Consider the following 17,577-nt stretch of genomic DNA (forward strand, 5'->3'; position numbering starts at 1 on the left):
CCCGCAGCGTCAGCAGCCACCGCGTCCGCTGCCTTCGGCTTGGGCTTCGTCGCGCGGTGCAGCGCCACCATCCCGCCGGTCAGGTTGAACCACGCCACGTCCTCCCAGCCCGCCTTCGAGATGAGCTCGGCCAGGGAGCGCTGGTCCGGCCACGAGGCCATCGACTCGGCGAGGTAGGAGTAGGCCACCGGGTTCGACGAGACGAACCGGGCGATGAACGGCAGCAGTTTGAGCAGGTAGCGCATGTAGACGAAGCGGAACGGCGGGAAGACCGGGGTGGAGACCTCGCAGATCACCATGCGGCCGCCGGGCTTCACGACGCGGGCCATCTCGCGGAGGGCCACGACCGTGTCGTTGAAGTTGCGGATGCCGAAGGACACCGTGACGGCGTCGAACGAGTTGTCCTTGAAGGGCAGGCGCAGGGCGTCGGCGGCCACCTTCGGGACTCGGCGGTGCGATCCCGAGGCGAGCATGCCCACGGAGAAGTCGGCGGCCACGCACCAGGCGCCCGACTCGGCATACTCCACCGTAGACACGGCGGTGCCGGCGGCCAGGTCCAGGACCTTCTCGCCGGGGCGGGCGTCGAGCACGCGCCTGCTCCACTCCCGCCAGCGGCGGTCGAAGCCCAGCGTCATGACCGAGTTCGTGCGGTCGTAGCCCTTGGCCACGCCGTCGAACATCTCGGCGACCTCGCGGGGGTTCTTGTCCAAGCCGGCTCGCGACATGCCTAGAGACTAAGTCAGGGTCGCCGAGATCATCTTCAGGGCACCTTCAGGGCGGTGAGCATGCCGTCGACCGCCGCGTGCCACGGGTACTGCTCCGCGCGCGCCCTCGCCGCCTCCCGCGAACCCGACGCGAGCAGGTGCCGGGCCGCGGAGGCGAACGCGGTCGCGTCGTCGGGGACGGCCGCGCCGCACGACGGCTGGACGATCTCCTTCAGCGCGCTGCTGCTGCTCACGACCACCGGTGTGCCGCTCGCCAGGGCCTCCAGGGCGGCCAGGCCGAACGTTTCGTTCGGGCCCGGCGCCAGCGAGAGGTCGGAGGAGGCGAGGAGCGCGGCGACGTCCGAACGCGACTTCACGAAGCCCAGGAACGTCACCGGCAGGCCCGCCGCGCGTTTCTCCAGCGCCGCTCGGCGGGGACCGTCGCCCGCGATCACCAGGCGGGCCGAGTGGCCCTGCTCGTGGAGTTCGGCGAGCGTGTCGACGGAGCGTTCGACGTGCTTCTCCGGCGAAAGTCGTCCACAGTGGACCAACAGCTTCTCCCTGCCCTGCAACAGGTCCCGGCGCAGGTCGGCGGAGTGGCGTCGTGGGGTGAACGTGGTCAGGTCGACGCCCAGCGGCACCTGGGTGACGTTGCGCGCGCCGATGCGGTCGAACTCCTCGCGGGCGAACGCCGTCGTGCACACGACCGTGTCGTAGGAGGCGGCCATGCGGCGGTTCGCCCAGTCGGCGCCGCGTTCGGCGGGGCGTTCGGGCAGCACGAACCGCAGCAGCCGGTCGAGGCGTTCGTGGGAGATCACGACGCTGGGGATGCCGCGGTCGCCCGCCCACGCGCCCATGCCGCGCAGCGTCAGCCGGTCGGACACCTCCAGGCGGTCGGGGCCGAGGCGTTCGACCAGCGACTTCACCCGCCACGGGTCCACGACGCGGTAGCCGCCGGTGTACGGGATCTTCACCGCGGGCAGCGTGATCCGCCGCACGCCGCCGGGCAGCACCTCGTCGGCGTGGCGGTCGCCGGGGACCACCAGCACGACCTCGTGGCCCGACTGCGCGTAGCCGGTGCCGAGGTGGTGCAGCGCCGTGCGGAGGCCGCCCGACTTCGGTCCGTAGAAGTTGGCCAGCTGGACGACCCTCAAGCCGCCGCCCGGTGGGTGAGGCCCAGCACGGCGGCGTAGTGGCCCATCAGCTCGTCGCAGATCGCGGGCCAGGTGCGGGAGAGCACCGACCTGCGGGCGGCGACGCCGAACCGCCTGCGCCGCAGCGGGTCGCGCAGCAGGTCGACGTACTGGGCGAGGTCTGCCTCGAACAGGTACCCGGTCCGGCCGTGCGCCACGAGGTCGCGCGGGCCGCCCGCGTTCGGCGCGAGCACCGGCAGGCCGGTCGCGAGCGCCTCCTGGACGGCCTGGCAGAACGTCTCGTGCGGGCCGGTGTGGACGAAGACGTCGAGCGAGGCGTAGGCGTCCGCGAGGTCCTGACCGGTGCGGAAGCCGAGGAACTCCGCGTTCGGCAGGTCGCGTTCCAGCTGCTCGCGGTCGGGGCCGTCGCCGACGATCCGCAGGTGCACGCCGGGCAGGTCGTGCAGCTCCTTCAGGCGGTGGACCTGCTTCTCCGGCGCGAGGCGGCCGACGTAGCCGATGGTGAGCACGTCGTTCTGCCTGGCGCGCGGGCGGAACAGGTCGACGTCGACACCGCGGCCCCACCGGTGCACGCGCGGCACCCCGTGCCGCTCCAGCGCCTCGACGGCCGAACTGGACGGTGCCAGCGTGCGGTCGGCGAGCGTGTGCAGGTGTTTCGTCCAGCGCCACGCCGCCCGCTTGGTCAGCCCCAGCCCGTAGTTGCCGGCGAACCCGGCGACGTCGGTCTGGTAGACCGCGACCGTCGGCACGTCGATCTTGCGCGCGGCTCTCAGGCCGTACGCGCCCAGCACGAACGGCGACGCGAGGTGCACGACGTCGGGCCGGAAGCCGGCCAGCGCGTGGAGCACCCTCGGGCTCGGCACGCCGACCGGCAGGCTGGTCACCCCCGGCACGTCGACGGAGGACACCCGGACGACGGGTGTGCCGTGGTGGTCCTCGGCGCCGGCACCGGGCGCGACCACCAGAGCCTGGTGGCCGCCTCGCCGCAGGTGCTCGAGCACGCGGAGAACGGAGTTGGTGACCCCGTTCACCTGGGGCAGGAAGCTCTCGGTCACGATCGCTACGCGCACGAACGACACCTTGTAGTGCGCGCGTGAAGTCCGAATGACACCCAATTTGACGTGGTCAGAACACCTCACGTCGTGGCCAGGTGATCGTCGGTTCGTCATCTCCGCGTCGGTTTCCGGACACACGACGCGGTGAAACTAGGCCAGCATGACCGTCTTGTCGTCCCGTCCCGCGCAGCCAGCCGACCCCGGACTGGTCTCCATCGCGCTGGAAGTGGCCGGTCGCCTCGCGAACGACGCCTCGGACGTCATCATGGCCACCGCCGGCCGCGGCGTGCGTCCCGACTCCGGCGAGTCGCCGTTCGACTGGGTCACCGACACCGACCGCACCCTGGAGCGCCACACCCGGCGCGTGCTCACCGCCGAGTTCCCGTCGATCCCCGTGTTCTGCGAGAACTCCGACGTCCCCGCCGCGGCCGACTCCGAGTTCCGCTGGGTCGTCGACCCGGTGGACGGCACGGCGAACTACACCGCGGGCATGCCGTGGTGCGCCTACAGCCTCGCCCTGGTCGACCGCTGGGGCCCGGTCGTGGGCGTCGTGGCCGACCCGTACCGCTCGCAGATCTACGCCGCCGCCCGCGGCCGTGGCATGCGGGCCAACGGCACCCCGGTGCGGTTGACCGAACGCCAAGGCGACTCCCTGGTCGTGTGCACCGAGATGACCCGCACGGGCCCGTGGCCGGGCATGGGCGAGTTCATCTCCACGGCAGCGACAGCGGGCACGGGCGTGCGCGTCCTCGGTTCGAAATGCCTCGCCGTCGCACAGGTGGCGTTGGGACACGTGGCCGCCGCCGTGCTGCACGGCTACCACGAGTGGGACGTGGCCGGTGCCGTGTCGCTGGCCGTGGAGTCGGGTGCGGTCGTGCTCGACAGACGCGGCGAGGGGGCCCAACTACCCGTGGACGGCCTTCTGGTCGCCGCTCCGGACGCGGCCGACGAGGTGCTGGGCTGGTGGCAGTCCGCGCTTCAGGTGGACAGCTGAGGCAGCTGCTTCTCGAGCACCTCGAGGTGCGTGCGCGCCTCGTGGAGCTCGGGGTGGTCGAACATCTGCAGCGCGACCCGCCCGACCTCGTTCTCGAACTGGTGGAAGTCGTGCGTGGCCTTGAGCAGCCGCTGGTAGACGGGGTGCTGCCGGTCGACGGCCCCGAGCGCCCTGCCGAGCTGCGCGATGCCGCGCACGTCGTCGAGCTCCCCGGCGAGCTGCCCGCTGATCCGCTCGAGCCACTCCTTGGCGGGCGAGTCCGGCACGGTCTGCACGGCGGCGGCAACTCTCCTGGTGGACGCGGCACACCGTTCGACCAGGTCGGACCACATGTCGTAGGGCCGCTGCGGGTGCGGCGGCGCGTAGACCGGCCGCGGCACGGCGGGCCGCTGGGCCGAGCGGCGGACAAAGCCGACGCCGGTGCCGACCAGGGCGCCGGGGACGCCGCCGACGGTCAGCGCCAGGATCAGGATCGCGATGATCGTGGCGAGGACCGAGGACGGTTTGTCGCTCGCGATCGACAGCTCGAGGAGCGTCATGAGGGCGCCCATCACCAGGGTGCCGATCCCGGCACCCCAGAGCATCGAGCGGATCACGACCCCCATGACACCGATCGTGCCACGTTCGGGGCGGGTTCGTCCGTCCAACCGGGGTCTCGGATTGCATGCGGCTCTGATACAGTTCTTCTTGCCGGTTCCAATAGGAGCCGGAAGTGGACCCGGTTCACCCGCCGGACGACGGGTTGCCGGGTTTCGCGCTGTCTAGGGGTTTTCCACCGACGTCACCTCAGCGATCAGCCCGGCGGTTCGACGGCGCCAGTCACCTCCCGCCCCGTACGACCAGGCGATCGCATCGCTGATCCAGAGCAGCGGGTCCTCCGCCGGCCTCAGGTGCTCGTACGTGAACGTCCCGCCGAACTTGCGGATTCCGGCCGCCAGCACGCGGCGATCAGCGGCGTCCTGGTGCTGGCAGCTCTCGAGCACGAGTCGCGAGACTCCCAGCTCGGCCAAGCGCGGGATCATGTCGAACAGGCAGGCGGAGCGGGCGGTGACGTCGTTGTTGTGCCTGCAGGTCCAGACGTGCGCACGCACACCGAGAGCAGCGATCTTCGTCAGCACGTCCTTCCGCCTGCGATCACCCTCGATGTTGAAGTGGACCCGTCGCTGCCCCTGCTTCACCAGCCCTCGCATCACCGATCGCATCGAGTCGAGATCGCGAGAACGCACGAGGGTCACCGTGACGAGGTAGGTCGAACCCCGACGCGACTCGTCCAGAAAGCCATGCCACATGACGACATGGTCTCAAAGGAGTAACGCGCTACTCCATTCAGGCGTCGAAGTCGACCGTCACGCTCTCGCTCGTCGGCAGCGCCTGGCACGTCAGCACGAACCCGGCCGCCACCTCCGACTCGTCGAGCGCGTAGTTGCGGCGCATCTCCACACTGCCCTCGGTCACCAGCGCCCGGCAGGTGCCGCACACCCCGCCCTTGCACGCGAACGGCAGGTCGGCGCGCACGCGCTGGGCCGCGTCCAGGATCGGTTCGTCGGCCGGCAGGGGCAGGGTCGTGGACTTGCCGTCCAGGACGACCGTCACGGAGGCGGCGGCGTCCACCACGGCCTCGACACGGCGCGGCGGAGGTGGTGGGGCGTCCACGTAGAAGAGTTCGTGGTGCACGCGGTCCGGGGCGATGCCGCGGTCGCGCAGCACTGCGGTGGCGTCCTGGACCATGTCGTACGGGCCGCAGAGCCACCACTCGTCGATGGCGTCGAACGGCGCGACCGAGCCGAACAGGGCCGTCAGCTTCGCGGCGGTCAGGCGGCCGGTGAAGAGTTCCACGTCGCGCGGTTCGCGGGACAGGACGTGGATCAGCTGGAACGTCGCCGGGTAGCGGTCCTTCAGGTCGGCGAGCTCGTCGGCGAACATCACCGTGTTCGTGCTGCGGTTGCCGTAGAGCAGGGTCACGCGGGCGCCCGTGGCCAGCACGGTGGCGGCGATCGACAGGGCCGGGGTGATGCCGGAGCCGGCCACGACCAGGCCGTGGTGGGTGCCCGTGCCGGACGGCGTGAACTTGCCCAGCGGCGGCAGGACCTCGACCACGTCGCCCACCGAAAGCCGGTCCACCAGCCACGTCGAGAACTGGCCGCCCTCGACCTTGCGCACGCCGATGCGCGGGGCGGCGCCGGTGGGGGCGCAGATCGAGTACGAGCGGCGTTCGTCGCCCTGGCGCAGGGTCAGGTACTGGCCGGCGGTGAAGGCGAACTCGTCCGCCAGGTCCGCCGGCACGTCGAACGTGACCGCCACGGCGTCGTCGCAGAGGCGGTCGACGTTCGCGACCGTCAGCTTGTGGAAGGCAGCGCGGCGAGCCACTCAGATCTCCTTGACGTGCTCGAACGGTTCGGAGCAGGCGTTGCAGCGGCGCAGGGCCTTGCAGGCGGTCGAGCCGAACCGGGAGATCTCGGCCGTGTTCGGCGAGCCGCACCGCGGGCAGGCGACCTGGCGCGACGGCGGCACGAGGTTCAGCGGGACCGGGCCCGCGACCTGGGGGCCGATGCGCGACGGCGGCGCGATGCCCGCGGCCGCCAGCTTCGACCTGCCCTCGGCGCTGATCCAGTCCGTCGTCCAGGCGGGCGACAGCGACAGGCGCACCTCGACCGACGCGTACCCCGCGGCGGTCAGCGAACGGCGCAGGTCGGCACCCATCTCGTCGATCGCGGGGCAGCCCGAGTAGGTCGGGGTGATGGTGACGACGACGCGGCCGTCCTGCTCGGACACCTCGCGCAGCACGCCGAGGTCCGCCAGCGTCAGGACCGGCAGCTCCGGGTCCCGCACGGCCGACGCGATCTCGAGTGCCGTCGTCACCAGACCGCCCCCGGCAGCGAGCGGTGCAGGTGCTGCATCTCGGCGAGCAGGTAGCCCATCGCCTCGGTGTGCACGCCGTCACGGCCGGCCATGCCCGCCACCCGCGCGGCCTTCGTGTCCGCCGGACGCGTCAGGCCGGCGGCCGACAGCACCGCCTCCAGCACACCGTCCACTTCGGACCGCAGCGACGCGGGGTCCACCGCGACACCGGCCAGCGCGGCCTCCACGGCGTGCGTCGCGAACAGCTCGTCCACGAACGGCCACACGCGCTCCAGACCCGCCTGCACGCGGCGGTGCGACTCGTCGGTGCCGTCGCCGAGGCGGACGGTCCACTGCGCGGCGTGGTCGCGGTGGTAGGCCAGTTCCTTCAGGCCCTTCTCGGCGATCGCGGCGAGCACCGGGTCGGCCGAGCCGCGCAGGCGGGAGAACAGGGCCAGGCGCCACGACGAGAACACCAGCAGGCGCGCGATGGTCGTGCCGAAGTCGCCGCCGGGGCCCGGACCGCAGTCGATCTCGGCCAGGTGCACGTTGCGGAACTCGCGCTCGTCGCGCAGGTACGCGAGCGCGTCCTCGTCGCGGCCCAGCACCTCGCCGGCGCGCGTGAGCAGCATGCGCGCCTGGCCGAGCAGGTCGAGGGCGATGTTGGCCAGCGCGATGTCCTCTTCCAGCTCCGGGGCGCGCGAGCACCACTCCGAGAGCCGCTGCGAGAAGATCAGCGCGTCGTCGCCGAGCATCAGGCAGTACGCGGCGAGGGCCTCGCGGTCCACTCCGGCCGGGAACTCGCGGTCGACGCCGGACAGGGCCTCGGAGAAGCCCGTCCCGAACGCCCAGTGCGCGTCCTCGTGCCCCAGCAGGGACTCGTAGGCGTTGTCGAAGCTCATAGGTGCGGCACGTCCTCGGGGATCGCGTAGAACGTCGGGTGCCGGTAGACCTTGTCCCCCGCGGGCGCGAAGAACGGGTCCTTCTCGTCCGGTGAGGACGCCGTGATCTGCGTCGCGGGCACCACCCAGATCGACACGCCCTCGTTGCGGCGCGTGTAGACGTCACGGGCGTTGCGCAGCGCCATCTCGGCGTCCGGCGCGTGCAGCGAACCGACGTGCACGTGGTTCAGCCCGCGCTTGCCCCGCACGAACACCTCCCACAGCGGCCAAGACGTGCTCACGCGGCACCTTCCTTCGCAACGGCGTTCTTGGCGGCGTGCGCGGCGGCCGCTTCACGGACCCACGAGCCGTCCTCGTGCGCCTTGCGGCGGTGGGCGATGCGCTGCTCGTTGCAGACGCCGCCGCCCTTCACGACCTGCCAGAACTCGTCCCAGTCGGGCGAGCCGAAGTCGTACTGCCCGCGCTCGGAGTTGAACTTCAGCTCCGGGTCGGGGAACGTGACGCCGAGCGCCTCGGCCTGCGGCACGCTCATGTTCACGAACTTCTGCCGCAGCTCGTCGTTGGTGTCGCGCTTGATCCGCCACGCCATCGACTGCTCGGTGTTCGTGGACTCCGCGTCCGGCGGGCCGAACATCATCAGCGCCGGCCACCACCAGCGGTTGACCGAGTCCTGCACCATGTCGCGCTGCTGCTGCGTGCCGCGCATCATCGTCATGAGCAGCTCGTAGCCCTGGCGCTGGTGGAACGACTCCTCCTTGCAGATGCGGATCATCGCGCGCGCGTACGGCCCGTAGGACGTGCGGCACAACGGCACCTGGTTGCAGATCGCGGCGCCGTCGACCAGCCAGCCGATGACGCCGACGTCCGCGAACGTCAGCGTGGGGTAGTTGAAGATCGAGGAGTACTTCTGGCGGCCCTCGATGAGCTTGGTCGTCAGGTCCTCGCGGTCGGCGCCGAGCGTCTCGGTCGCCGAGTACAGGTAGAGCCCGTGCCCGGCCTCGTCCTGCACCTTCGCCAGCAGGATCGCCTTGCGGCGCAGCGAGGGCGCGCGGCTGATCCAGTTGCCCTCCGGCTGCATGCCGATGATCTCGGAGTGGGCGTGCTGGGCGATCTGCCGGATCAGTGTCTTGCGGTAGCCGTCGGGCATCCAGTCGCGCGGCTCGATGCGCGCCTCCGCCTGCACGGTGCGCTCGAAGCGAAGCTCCAGGTCATCCGCCATGACCTCGATGTTACACCTGAGTGCCGAATCTGCGTAGAACTGTCACAACGGCGGCGATGACGATCCAGACGGACACGAGGAAGGTTCCGACGGGCAGCAGGCTCAGCGTCGCCGTCCGGCCCGCCACGCGCACCAGTTCGGGGTTCGTCTGGTCGTACTCGACCCGCACGTTGTCGCCCTCGGCGAGCCCGGACGGGTACAGCACGCCCTGGGACGGGATGATCACGCGGCCGTCCGGTGTGGCGTAGCGCACAACGGTCCTGTTGAAGGAGATGGAGTCGACCTGCGCGACGGCGTTCCCGAGGTGCTTCTCGATGGCCACGTCGTCGCGCCAGCACGCGATGGGCAGCAGCACGCACACCAGCGTGACCACGCCTCCGACGACGAACAGGACTCGGGAGGCCGCTCGGCGGACCCGCACGCCGCGCGGCGGTTTGACGACTGCGTTCTCCACCACAGCTGAGAAGTCTAGAGCCGGGCGGGTGCCGCGCTTTCAGGTCGAGGTCCATACAGTCGGGGCGTGACCTCTGCACCCACATCGCGAGCACGGCAGCGAATCCGCGTCCGGTCGAGGCGGGACACCGCCGGTGACCTGCTCGGGCTGCTGCCGACCCCGCAGCACGCGCTCGCCTGGGTGCGCGACGGGTCGGGCCTGGTCGGCTGGGGCGAGGCGGCGCGGTTCGAGGTCAGCGGCCCCGACCGCTTCGCGCAGGCGGACCGGTGGTGGCAGGAGTTCGTCTCGCACCTCGACGTGGACGACTCGCTGGGCCTGCCGGGCAGCGGTCCCGTGGCGTTCGTCTCGATGGCCTTCGCGGACTCGCCGGGCGACTCGGTGCTGATCGTGCCCGAGGTGGTGGTCGGCCGGCGGGGCGGCGAGCAGTGGATCACGACGATCGGCGCCGCGGACCCGTCACCGTTCGTCGAGCCGCTGTCGCGGCCGTCGACGGTCCGGTACGCGAACGGCCAGCTGCCGGTCACGCGGTACCGCGAGGCCGTGCGCTCGGCCGTCGCGCGGATGCGGTCCGGGGAGCTGGACAAGGTCGTGCTGGCCCACGACCTGGTGGCGGTGACGGACAAGCGGCTGGACCAGCGGTTCGTGCTGCAGGGACTGGCCAGGCGCTACCCGGAGTGCTGGTCCTACGCGGTGGACGGGCTGGTGGGCGCCACCCCCGAGCTGCTGTTGCGCCGGACCGGGCCGGTCGTGGACTCGCGGGTGCTGGCGGGGACCACCTGGCCGCACGACGGGATGTCGGACGAGGAGCTGGCCGCGGCCCTGATGTCGTCCGAGAAGAACCTCGAGGAGCACGACTACGCGATCCGGTCGCTGGCGGACACGTTGCGGCCCTTCTGCTCGACGATGTCTGTGGAGGGGCCCTCGGTCCTACGGCTGCCGAACGTGTCGCACCTGTCGAGCGACGTGATCGGCACCCTGGAGTCGCCGGTGTCGCTGCTGCACCTCGGGTCGGCCGTGCACCCGACGGCGGCCGTGGGCGGGACGCCGCGGCTGGACGCGACCCGGCTGATCTCGCAGCTGGAGGGCATGGACCGCGGGCGCTACGCCGGGCCGGTCGGGTGGATCGACGGCAACGGCGACGGCGAGCTCGGGATCGCGCTGCGGTGCGCGCAGATCTCCGGTTCGACGGCGCGGCTGTTCGCCGGGTGCGGGCTGGTGGCGGACTCGGATCCGGACATCGAGGTGCAGGAGGCGCACGCGAAGATGCGGCCTATGCGCGAGGCGCTCGAAGGGCTGTAGCGACGAACTCGGCCTTGCCCTCGGTGTAGGCCTCCCGGTCGTGGCCCGAAAGCGCGGCCAACCGGCGTTTCAGGGTTTCGTACCGTCGCGCGAGGTCCCGGTCGGCCCGGAGGGCGTCCCGGAAGCGGAGCTGGTCGGCCCACCGGTGGTGTCCCGCCGCGATCAGGTGCAGGTGGGCCTCCCGGTGCCGGTTCGTCGCGTCCGGTTTGACGTGGAAGCGGCGCCAGGGCCGGTTGTCCAGCTCCGGGGGCACGTGCACCCAGCCGCGGGCGGCGAGCCGGGCGGGGTCCACCGCGGCCAGGTCCGTCACCGAGGCCATCAGGTCGACGACCGGCTTGGCGGCCAGGCCCGGCACGGCGGTGGACCCGATGTGCTCGACGCCTCGGGTGAGCCAGGGGGCGAGGAGCTCCTCGAGCTCGGCGGCCTCGGCCGCTGCCCGGAGCGCCCAGCGCGGGTCGTGGGGGCGGAGTTCCGCTCGTTCGTGCGCCCACTCGGGCGTGCCGCCGGTCATCGCACCCGCCTCCCGCCGGTCCCCCGAACGCTGACGCAGGGGTCCCCCTGGATCGGGAACCCCTGCGTCACAACGTACTCAGCAGGTCTGACAGTCCTGCTCGCCCGGCCGGACGGCTACTTGCGCGCGTCCAGCAGCTGGTGCGTCAGCGCGATCTTGGCCCGCGACTTCGGCTCGGCCTGCACCGACAGCGACCTGGCGGCATCCGTCGCGCGGCCGGGCGCCTGCGCCGGCTTGCCCTTCGTGAACAGCCACGTCTGGAACAGCTGGTCCAGCTGCTGCCCCGACACCCGCTCGGCCAGCGCGATGAACTCCTCGACCGTGGCGTCGGAGTACTTCTTCTCCGCCACCCACGTCTTCAGGATCTCGAAGAACTTCGCGTCGCCCACGGCCACGCGCAGGGCGTGGACGGCCAGCGCGCCGCGGTCGTACACGGCGCCGTCGAAGACGTTGGCGGCACCGGGGTCGCCGGGCAGCACGTTCCAGAACGGGTCGTCCGCCGGGTAGAGGTCGTAGGTGAAGTCCGCGTTCTCCTGGGCGGTGCCCTCACCGACGTGCTCGGACCAGAGGAACTCCATGTAGGAGGCGAAGCCCTCGTTCAGCCAGATGTCGCGCCAGTGGTGCACCGACACCGCGTCGCCGAACCACTGGTGGCCCAGCTCGTGCGCGACGACGTAGGTGTTGGCGCCGCGGCGGAAGAACGCCGTGTCGTAGGTCGGGCGGGTCTGGTCCTCCAGCGCGTAGCCGAGGTCCGGGGTGACCACGCCGCCCTGCGCCTCGAACGGGTACGGGCCCACGTTCCCGGACAGGAACTCGATGACCTCCGGGGTGCGCTCGACGCTCGCGCGGGCCGCGTCGCCGTTCTCGCCCAGGCGCTCGGAGTAGGCGTTGACCACGGGCTGGCCCGACGGCGAGGTCGACTGGCGGACCTCGAACTGCCCGATCGTGAGGAATGTCAGGTAGGTGGCCTGCGGCTTGGTGCTGCGCCAGTTCCAGCGGGTGTAGCCGTTGATCTGGCGGGTGGTGCCGAGGAACGTGCCGTTCGAGATCGCCTCGACGCCGTTCGGGACGGCGACGTTGACGTCGAAGGTGGCCTTGTCGGTCGGGTGGTCGTTCGACGGGAACCACCAGGAGGCGATCTCCGGCTCGCCGATGGCGAGGGCGCCGTCGACGGTCTTGGTCCACGCCGTGAAGCCGTTGCGGTCCTTCACCGTCGAGGGCGAGTCGGCGTAGGTGACGACGATCGTGAGGTCCTGGCCCTTGCGGACGCCGCCGCGCGGGGTGAGGGTCAGCTCGCCGCCGTCGGAGACGAACGAGGCCGGCGCGTTGTTGATCCGCACCGACTGGACCTTCAGCAGGAAGTCCAGGTTGAACTGGGTGAGGTCCTCGGTCGCCTTCGCGAGGATCGTCGTGGTGCCCGACAGCCGGTCGCCGTTCGGGTTGTAGTTGAGCCTGATGTCGTAGTGGGAGACGTCGTAGCCGCCGTTGCCGTACGTCGGGAAGTACGGATCGCCGACTCCGGGTGCACCGGGAGACGCCGCCAGCGCCGTTCCCGCGAAGAGCGTCATCGCAGCCGCGGACGCCACCGCGGCCGTCGCCTTGGATCTGATCGACATGCGGCGGACGCTATCCAGACGATCAAGGACCGCCTACCGACTTCCGTATGTTTCCTACCTGGTGAAAACGATTGACACAGTCGACTTGAGACGTTCGTGCAACGAGCGCAGTTCGTCTCGTTTTGCCTGCACTTCCACCACTTGGAGGCCTTTCGGCGACGCAAGTGCGCTACGGAACTCCTCCACGTCGTCCACAGTGGAGTGCGGAATTCGGTAGCCCGCGCACAAAGCGGTCAGATCAGTCCCGTGTGGCGTGCCGAAAATGCGCTCGAAACCGTTTTCGTGCTCGGGAGCGCCCTGTTCCAGCAACGAGAAGATCCCGCCACCGTCGTCGTTGAGGACCACGATCGTGAGGTCGGGCCGGTGGTCGGCGAGCAGGCCGTTGCTGTCGTGCAGGAACGTGAGGTCGCCCATCAGCGCGTAGGCCGGTCCCCCGTGCTCGACCGCGAGCCCGATGGCCGTGGACACGCTCCCGTCGATGCCCGCCGCGCCCCGGTTCGCGTGCACGGCGACGTCCGGGCGCCGCTCGCCCACGAAGTCGACGTCGCGGATGGGGTTGGACGAGCCGACGAACAGCAGCGACCCCGCCGGCACCGCCTGCGTGAGGGCGCGGGCGACGTGCAGGCCGGTCGGCCACGGCTCGGCGTCCAGCAGGTCGTCGACGGCCTCGCTCACGCTCTTCACGGCGCTCTGCCAGGCCTGCGCCCACTCGCCGTCGACCTCGCCCGGTTCGGGCAGCCACGTCGACGCGCGGGTCGCGGTGAACGGCACGTCCGGCCACATCGCCTGCTCACCGACGGCGTGCACGACCCCGGCGCCCTTGAGCAGCGCCTGCTGGCCCCGCGACAGCGTCACGCGGCCCACGACCAGCACGGCGTCGGGCCGCAGGTGCTCCGGCAGACCCGCGTTGAGCAGCAACGACCCGTGGCGCAGGCCACCGGGGGCGGTCGGCTCGGCGATCACCGGCCAGCCCAGCCCGGCCGCCCGGGAGAGCCGCTCCGGCCGGTCGTCGCCGAGCAGCACCAGCGTGCGGGCGGGCAGGTCGGACGGCCGGGTCTCGACGGCGGACGTGCGGTCCGTCCCGGTCCACACCTCGCGCGCGGAGGTGGGCCACTCGTCGTCGTCCGGGGTCAGCGGCGGCCGGAACGGCACGTTGACGTGCGACGGGCCGCGGGTCGCGATCGCACGGCAGACCAGCGAGCGCGTGGTCGGCTCGTCGGCGCCCTCCGGCATGTGGAGGGTGGGGATGCCGAGCACGTCGTACTGGTCGATCGTCTGGCTCGCGCCGGTGCGGTAGAGGTCGACCGGCCGGTCGGCGGTCAGCGCGATCAGCGGGACCCCGGTCAGCTGCGCCTCGACCACGGCCGGGTGCAGGTTCACCACGGCGGTGCCGCTCGTGCAGGTGACGACGGCGGGCGTGCCCGTCTTCGCGAGGCCGAGCGCGAGGAACCCGGCGCTGCGCTCGTCGATGCGCACGTGCACGGTGAGCAGGCCCCTCCGCTCGGCCTGGTGCAGGGCGAACGACAGCGGGGCGTTGCGCGAGCCGGGGCACAGCACGGCGTGGCGGACACCGTTGCGGACCAGTTCGTCGACGATCAGCCGTGCCTGCGCCGTGGACGGATTCATGCGCCTAGAGTCTCAGACCGTGGCAGATCAGGACCTCTTCGACCCGTCGCTGTGGAAGCCGATCGAGGGCTTCGACTTCACCGACATCACCTACCACCGCGCGCTCGACCAGGGAACGGTCCGCATCGCGTTCAACCGGCCCGAGGTGCGCAACGCGTTCCGGCCGCACACCGTGGACGAGCTGTACCGCGCGCTCGACCACGCGCGGATGTCGCCGGACGTCGGCTGCGTGCTGCTGACCGGCAACGGGCCCTCGCCCAAGGACGGCGGCTGGGCCTTCTGCAGCGGCGGTGACCAGCGCATTCGCGGCCGCAGCGGCTACCAGTACGCCTCGGGTGAGTCCGCGGAGACCGTGGACCCGGCGCGCGCGGGCAGGCTGCACATCCTCGAGTGCCAGCGGCTGATCCGGTTCATGCCCAAGGTCGTCATCGCCGTGGTGCCGGGCTGGGCGGCCGGCGGCGGGCACAGCCTGCACGTCGTGTGCGACCTCACGCTCGCCAGCGAGGAGCACGCCAGGTTCAAGCAGACCGACGCGGACGTCGGCTCGTTCGACGGCGGGTACGGGTCGGCCTACCTCGCCCGGCAGGTCGGGCAGAAGTTCGCGCGGGAGATATTCTTCCTCGGCCGGACGTACTCGGCGCGGGAGATGCACGAGATGGGCGCGGTCAACGCCGTCGTGCCGCACGCCGAGCTCGAGACCACCGCGCTGCAGTGGGCGCGCGAGATCAACGGGAAGTCGCCGACCTCCCAGCGCATGCTGAAGTACGCGTTCAACATGATCGACGACGGACTGGTCGGTCAGCAGCTGTTCGCCGGTGAGACGACCCGTCTCGCGTACATGACCGACGAGGCCGTCGAGGGCCGGGACGCCTTCCTGGAGAAGCGCGATCCCGACTGGTCGAACTACCCGTACTACTTCTAAGCAGGTCTGCATGCTCGACGAACTGCGCGCGGCGCTCAGCGGCGGCGAACCCCTGGTCGACGGTCCCCTCGACGGCTGGGAGAAACGGGCCGTGCTCGGCGTGCCCACCTCGGGGTCCACGGGCGAGCCCAAGACCGTGCTGCTCGACGCCGACGCGCTGACCTCGTCGGCGCACGCCACCCACGAACGGCTCGGCGGGTCCGGCACATGGCTGCTCGCGCTGCCCACGAACCACATCGCGGGCGTGCAGGTGCTCGTGCGGTCGATCATCGCGGGCACCACGCCCGGTGTGCTCGACCCGACGGGCGGCTTCCGCGCCATGGGGTTCGCCCAGGCGGCCCGGCCGGTGCTCGAGGTGCCGGGCCGGCACTACACCGCGCTCGTGCCGACGCAGCTGTCCCGGCTCGTCGTGGGCGAGGGGCCGGGGCTCGAGGCGCTGCGGCAGTTCGACGGCGTGCTGATCGGCGGGGCCGCCACCCCGCCGAAGCTCCTGCAGCAGGCGCGGGAGCTGGGCGTGCAGGTCGTCACGACGTACGGCATGAGCGAGACGGCCGGCGGGTGCGTGTACGACGGCGAACCGCTGCCCGACGTCCTGGTCCGCACCGACGACCTGATCGAGATCAGCGGGCCGGTGCTGGCGCTGGGCTACCGCGGGGACCCCGAGCCGTTCGGCGAGTGGTTCCGCACGGGTGACCTCGGCCGGCTGCGCGACGGGCGGCTGGAGGTGCTGGGCCGGGCGGACGACGTGATCGTCACGGGCGGCGAGAAGGTGCCCCCCGTGCTGGTCGAACGGGCCCTGGCGACGGTCGAGGGCGTGCTGGAGGCCTGTGTCGTCGGCGTGCCCGACGACGAGTGGGGCCAGGTCGTCGCGGCGGTCGTCGTCACGCGCGGCGAGCAGCCGTCGCTCGACGAGCTGAAGGCCGTCGTGGCGCGGGCCGTGGGCAGGGCGGCGACGCCCAAGCTCGTGAAGTTCGTGCACGAACTGCCGTTGCGGGGACCGGGGAAGGTCGACCGGACGGCCGTCGCCGACTCTTTTAGGTGAACCTTTACCGCTGAGGACAACCCTTCCGGCGAAGCGCGCGGAACCTGACCGTGCGCGTTCGGCGATGGGGGTATCTCATGCGCTACTTGTCACCGCTGGTCGCGGCTGCCGCCCTGGTGGCCGGACTGGCGTCGCCCGCTCAGGCGGAACCCGCCTCGAACCGGTGGACGGCCGACGTCAGCGGCCTGTCCCCCACCTGGGGCGGGTCGCCGCGGATCGGGCTGATCCCGCTCGGCACCCACCGGCTCGCCCGTCCCGCCAACGCGGTCACGGCGGCGGTGACCGGCGACGGCGTCGTGGACGTGCGCGGCCTGCGCGAGGACGGCCGGTGGACCGAGTGGTACGAGACCTCCGCGACGGCACCGGTCACCCTGCCGGTGACCACCTCGACGATCGAGGCGCGCGTGGTCCTGAGCAGCGGCACGGCGGCGAGGGTGCCGGTGTCGGGCGTGACGGTGTCGGCCACCACCGGCAAGGCCGCGTCCGGCGACGTCACCGCCGCCGCCGCGGGCCTGGCGTACCGCGTCTACGCGACGCGCGAAGGCCTGGTCGGCGGCACCACGGCGAACGGGCACGTGATCCGGTCGCGCGACCACTTCGTGGCACTGCCCTCGCGGCGCGGCCTGGCGAACAAGAACTCCGGCAACTACAGCGTGCAGGTCTGCGCGTCGAACGGCCGCTGCGAGTGGGCGCCGGTGTGGGACGTCGGCCCGTGGAACACCAAGGACGACTACTGGAACCCGTCCTCGACCCGCGAGTCGTTCAAGGACCTGCCGCAGGGCAAGCCCGAGGCGCAGGCCGCCTACGAGGACGGCTACAACGGCGGCAAGGACGGCTCGGGCCGCAAGGTCGCGAACCCCGCGGGCATCGACCTCGCCGACGGCACGTTCTGGGACGGCCTCAAGCTCACCACCAACGCGTGGGTGACCGTGACGTACCTGTGGACGGGCTCCGGTCCTCTCGGGACGGTCCGCACCACCGACGCCGCCGGCACGGTGAACGTCCGCAGCGGCGCGACGTCCACGGCCTCGCAGGTGGGCATCGCGGCCAACCACGCCCAGGTCCGGGTGACCTGCCAGCTCACCGGCGAGTCGATCACGGGGTCGCAGGGCACGTCGAACGTCTGGTACCGCATCGCGTCCGGCAAGCACATCGCGAAGGCGTACGTGGCGGGCGTCTCCGGGGCGGCTACCTGCTGATCCACCCGTCGGCGGGTCCTCGGGGGCCATGACGGAGGATGG

General features: G+C 71.5%; 18 protein-coding genes and 1 pseudogene. 5 read left to right on the forward strand and 14 right to left on the reverse strand.

Annotated features, from left to right (window positions below; all coding sequences use genetic code 11):
- Positions 1 to 41 precede the first annotated feature (41 nt).
- The 3 genes and pseudogenes from ACFWGZ_RS02040 to ACFWGZ_RS02050 form a co-directional block, all read right to left on the reverse strand.
- Positions 42 to 725: pseudogene (locus ACFWGZ_RS02040) on the reverse strand (demethylmenaquinone methyltransferase); the annotation flags it as partial.
- Between the two features lie 35 nt (positions 726 to 760).
- Complete coding sequence (locus ACFWGZ_RS02045) at positions 761 to 1,858, reverse strand: glycosyltransferase family 4 protein (protein ID WP_382449584.1); 1,098 nt, start codon at positions 1,856 to 1,858, stop codon at positions 761 to 763.
- A complete protein-coding gene (locus ACFWGZ_RS02050) occupies positions 1,855 to 2,928 on the reverse strand; it encodes a glycosyltransferase family 4 protein (RefSeq protein ID WP_382449585.1) in 1,074 nt (357 codons plus the stop codon). The genes ACFWGZ_RS02045 and ACFWGZ_RS02050 overlap by 4 nt, the downstream gene beginning before the upstream one ends.
- Before the next feature lie 145 nt (positions 2,929 to 3,073).
- Here ACFWGZ_RS02050 and ACFWGZ_RS02055 point away from each other — a divergent pair, with 145 nt between their 5' ends.
- Positions 3,074 to 3,907, forward strand: a complete 834-nt coding sequence (locus ACFWGZ_RS02055) for an inositol monophosphatase family protein (protein WP_382449586.1) — start codon at positions 3,074 to 3,076, stop codon at positions 3,905 to 3,907.
- Here ACFWGZ_RS02055 and ACFWGZ_RS02060 read toward each other — a convergent pair.
- From ACFWGZ_RS02060 to ACFWGZ_RS02095, 8 genes are all read right to left on the reverse strand, one after another.
- Positions 3,892 to 4,512 (reverse strand): hypothetical protein, encoded by a 621-nt coding sequence (locus tag ACFWGZ_RS02060; RefSeq protein WP_382449587.1) that lies wholly within the window; start codon positions 4,510 to 4,512, stop codon positions 3,892 to 3,894. The genes ACFWGZ_RS02055 and ACFWGZ_RS02060 overlap by 16 nt on opposite strands.
- Positions 4,513 to 4,668: 156 nt before the next feature.
- Positions 4,669 to 5,133 (reverse strand): hypothetical protein, encoded by a 465-nt coding sequence (locus ACFWGZ_RS02065; protein ID WP_382449588.1) that lies wholly within the window; start codon positions 5,131 to 5,133, stop codon positions 4,669 to 4,671.
- Positions 5,134 to 5,233: 100 nt separating this feature from the next.
- The gene (gene paaE / locus ACFWGZ_RS02070) at positions 5,234 to 6,274 is read right to left on the reverse strand and encodes a 1,2-phenylacetyl-CoA epoxidase subunit PaaE (RefSeq protein ID WP_382449589.1); all 1,041 of its coding nucleotides are present in this window, start codon (positions 6,272 to 6,274) and stop codon (positions 5,234 to 5,236) included.
- On the reverse strand, positions 6,275 to 6,766 hold the full coding sequence (gene paaD, locus ACFWGZ_RS02075; RefSeq protein WP_382449590.1) for a 1,2-phenylacetyl-CoA epoxidase subunit PaaD: 492 nt from the start codon (positions 6,764 to 6,766) through the stop codon (positions 6,275 to 6,277).
- Positions 6,763 to 7,647, reverse strand: a complete 885-nt coding sequence (paaC, locus tag ACFWGZ_RS02080) for a 1,2-phenylacetyl-CoA epoxidase subunit PaaC (RefSeq protein WP_382449591.1) — start codon at positions 7,645 to 7,647, stop codon at positions 6,763 to 6,765. Before paaC ends, paaD begins: the two co-directional genes overlap by 4 nt.
- Positions 7,644 to 7,928: a 1,2-phenylacetyl-CoA epoxidase subunit PaaB gene (paaB, locus tag ACFWGZ_RS02085; RefSeq protein ID WP_382449592.1), complete on the reverse strand. Its 285-nt coding sequence runs from the start codon at positions 7,926 to 7,928 to the stop codon at positions 7,644 to 7,646. The genes paaC and paaB overlap by 4 nt, the downstream gene beginning before the upstream one ends.
- Positions 7,925 to 8,866 carry a 1,2-phenylacetyl-CoA epoxidase subunit PaaA gene (gene paaA, locus ACFWGZ_RS02090; protein WP_382449593.1) on the reverse strand — a complete coding sequence of 314 codons (942 nt, stop codon included), beginning with the start codon at positions 8,864 to 8,866 and terminating at the stop codon, positions 7,925 to 7,927. The genes paaB and paaA overlap by 4 nt, the downstream gene beginning before the upstream one ends.
- Positions 8,867 to 8,876: 10 nt before the next feature.
- The gene (locus tag ACFWGZ_RS02095) at positions 8,877 to 9,323 is read right to left on the reverse strand and encodes a DUF3592 domain-containing protein (protein ID WP_382449594.1); all 447 of its coding nucleotides are present in this window, start codon (positions 9,321 to 9,323) and stop codon (positions 8,877 to 8,879) included.
- Between the two features lie 63 nt (positions 9,324 to 9,386).
- Between ACFWGZ_RS02095 and ACFWGZ_RS02100 the strand changes: the two genes are divergently transcribed.
- Entirely contained in the window at positions 9,387 to 10,619 is a 1,233-nt protein-coding gene (locus ACFWGZ_RS02100; protein ID WP_382449595.1) for an isochorismate synthase MenF, read from the forward strand.
- On the opposite strand, the gene ACFWGZ_RS02105 is transcribed toward ACFWGZ_RS02100, so the two are convergent.
- The 3 genes from ACFWGZ_RS02105 to menD all read right to left on the reverse strand — a co-directional run bounded on the left by ACFWGZ_RS02105 (position 10,591) and on the right by menD (position 14,372).
- Positions 10,591 to 11,130 carry a GrpB family protein gene (locus tag ACFWGZ_RS02105; RefSeq protein ID WP_382449596.1) on the reverse strand — a complete coding sequence of 180 codons (540 nt, stop codon included), beginning with the start codon at positions 11,128 to 11,130 and terminating at the stop codon, positions 10,591 to 10,593. The genes ACFWGZ_RS02100 and ACFWGZ_RS02105 overlap by 29 nt on opposite strands.
- A gap of 116 nt (positions 11,131 to 11,246) precedes the next feature.
- Positions 11,247 to 12,746, reverse strand: a complete 1,500-nt coding sequence (locus tag ACFWGZ_RS02110) for a M1 family metallopeptidase (protein ID WP_382449597.1) — start codon at positions 12,744 to 12,746, stop codon at positions 11,247 to 11,249.
- A gap of 54 nt (positions 12,747 to 12,800) precedes the next feature.
- Positions 12,801 to 14,372 (reverse strand): 2-succinyl-5-enolpyruvyl-6-hydroxy-3-cyclohexene-1-carboxylic-acid synthase, encoded by a 1,572-nt coding sequence (gene menD / locus ACFWGZ_RS02115; RefSeq protein ID WP_382449598.1) that lies wholly within the window; start codon positions 14,370 to 14,372, stop codon positions 12,801 to 12,803.
- Between menD and ACFWGZ_RS02120 the strand changes: the two genes are divergently transcribed.
- The 3 genes from ACFWGZ_RS02120 (at position 14,371) to ACFWGZ_RS02130 (ending at position 17,535) form a co-directional block, all read left to right on the forward strand.
- Positions 14,371 to 15,294 (forward strand): 1,4-dihydroxy-2-naphthoyl-CoA synthase, encoded by a 924-nt coding sequence (locus tag ACFWGZ_RS02120; protein WP_382449599.1) that lies wholly within the window; start codon positions 14,371 to 14,373, stop codon positions 15,292 to 15,294. The genes menD and ACFWGZ_RS02120 overlap by 2 nt on opposite strands.
- A gap of 10 nt (positions 15,295 to 15,304) precedes the next feature.
- A complete protein-coding gene (gene menE, locus ACFWGZ_RS02125; protein ID WP_382449600.1) occupies positions 15,305 to 16,336 on the forward strand; it encodes an o-succinylbenzoate--CoA ligase in 1,032 nt (343 codons plus the stop codon).
- 77 nt (positions 16,337 to 16,413) lie between these two features.
- Positions 16,414 to 17,535, forward strand: coding sequence for a hypothetical protein (locus ACFWGZ_RS02130; RefSeq protein ID WP_382449601.1), 1,122 nt, complete (start codon positions 16,414 to 16,416; stop codon positions 17,533 to 17,535).
- Positions 17,536 to 17,577 lie beyond the last annotated feature (42 nt).

It is taken from the genome of Lentzea sp. NPDC060358, from assembly GCF_042725365.1.
Lineage (GTDB): Bacteria > Actinomycetota > Actinomycetes > Mycobacteriales > Pseudonocardiaceae > Lentzea.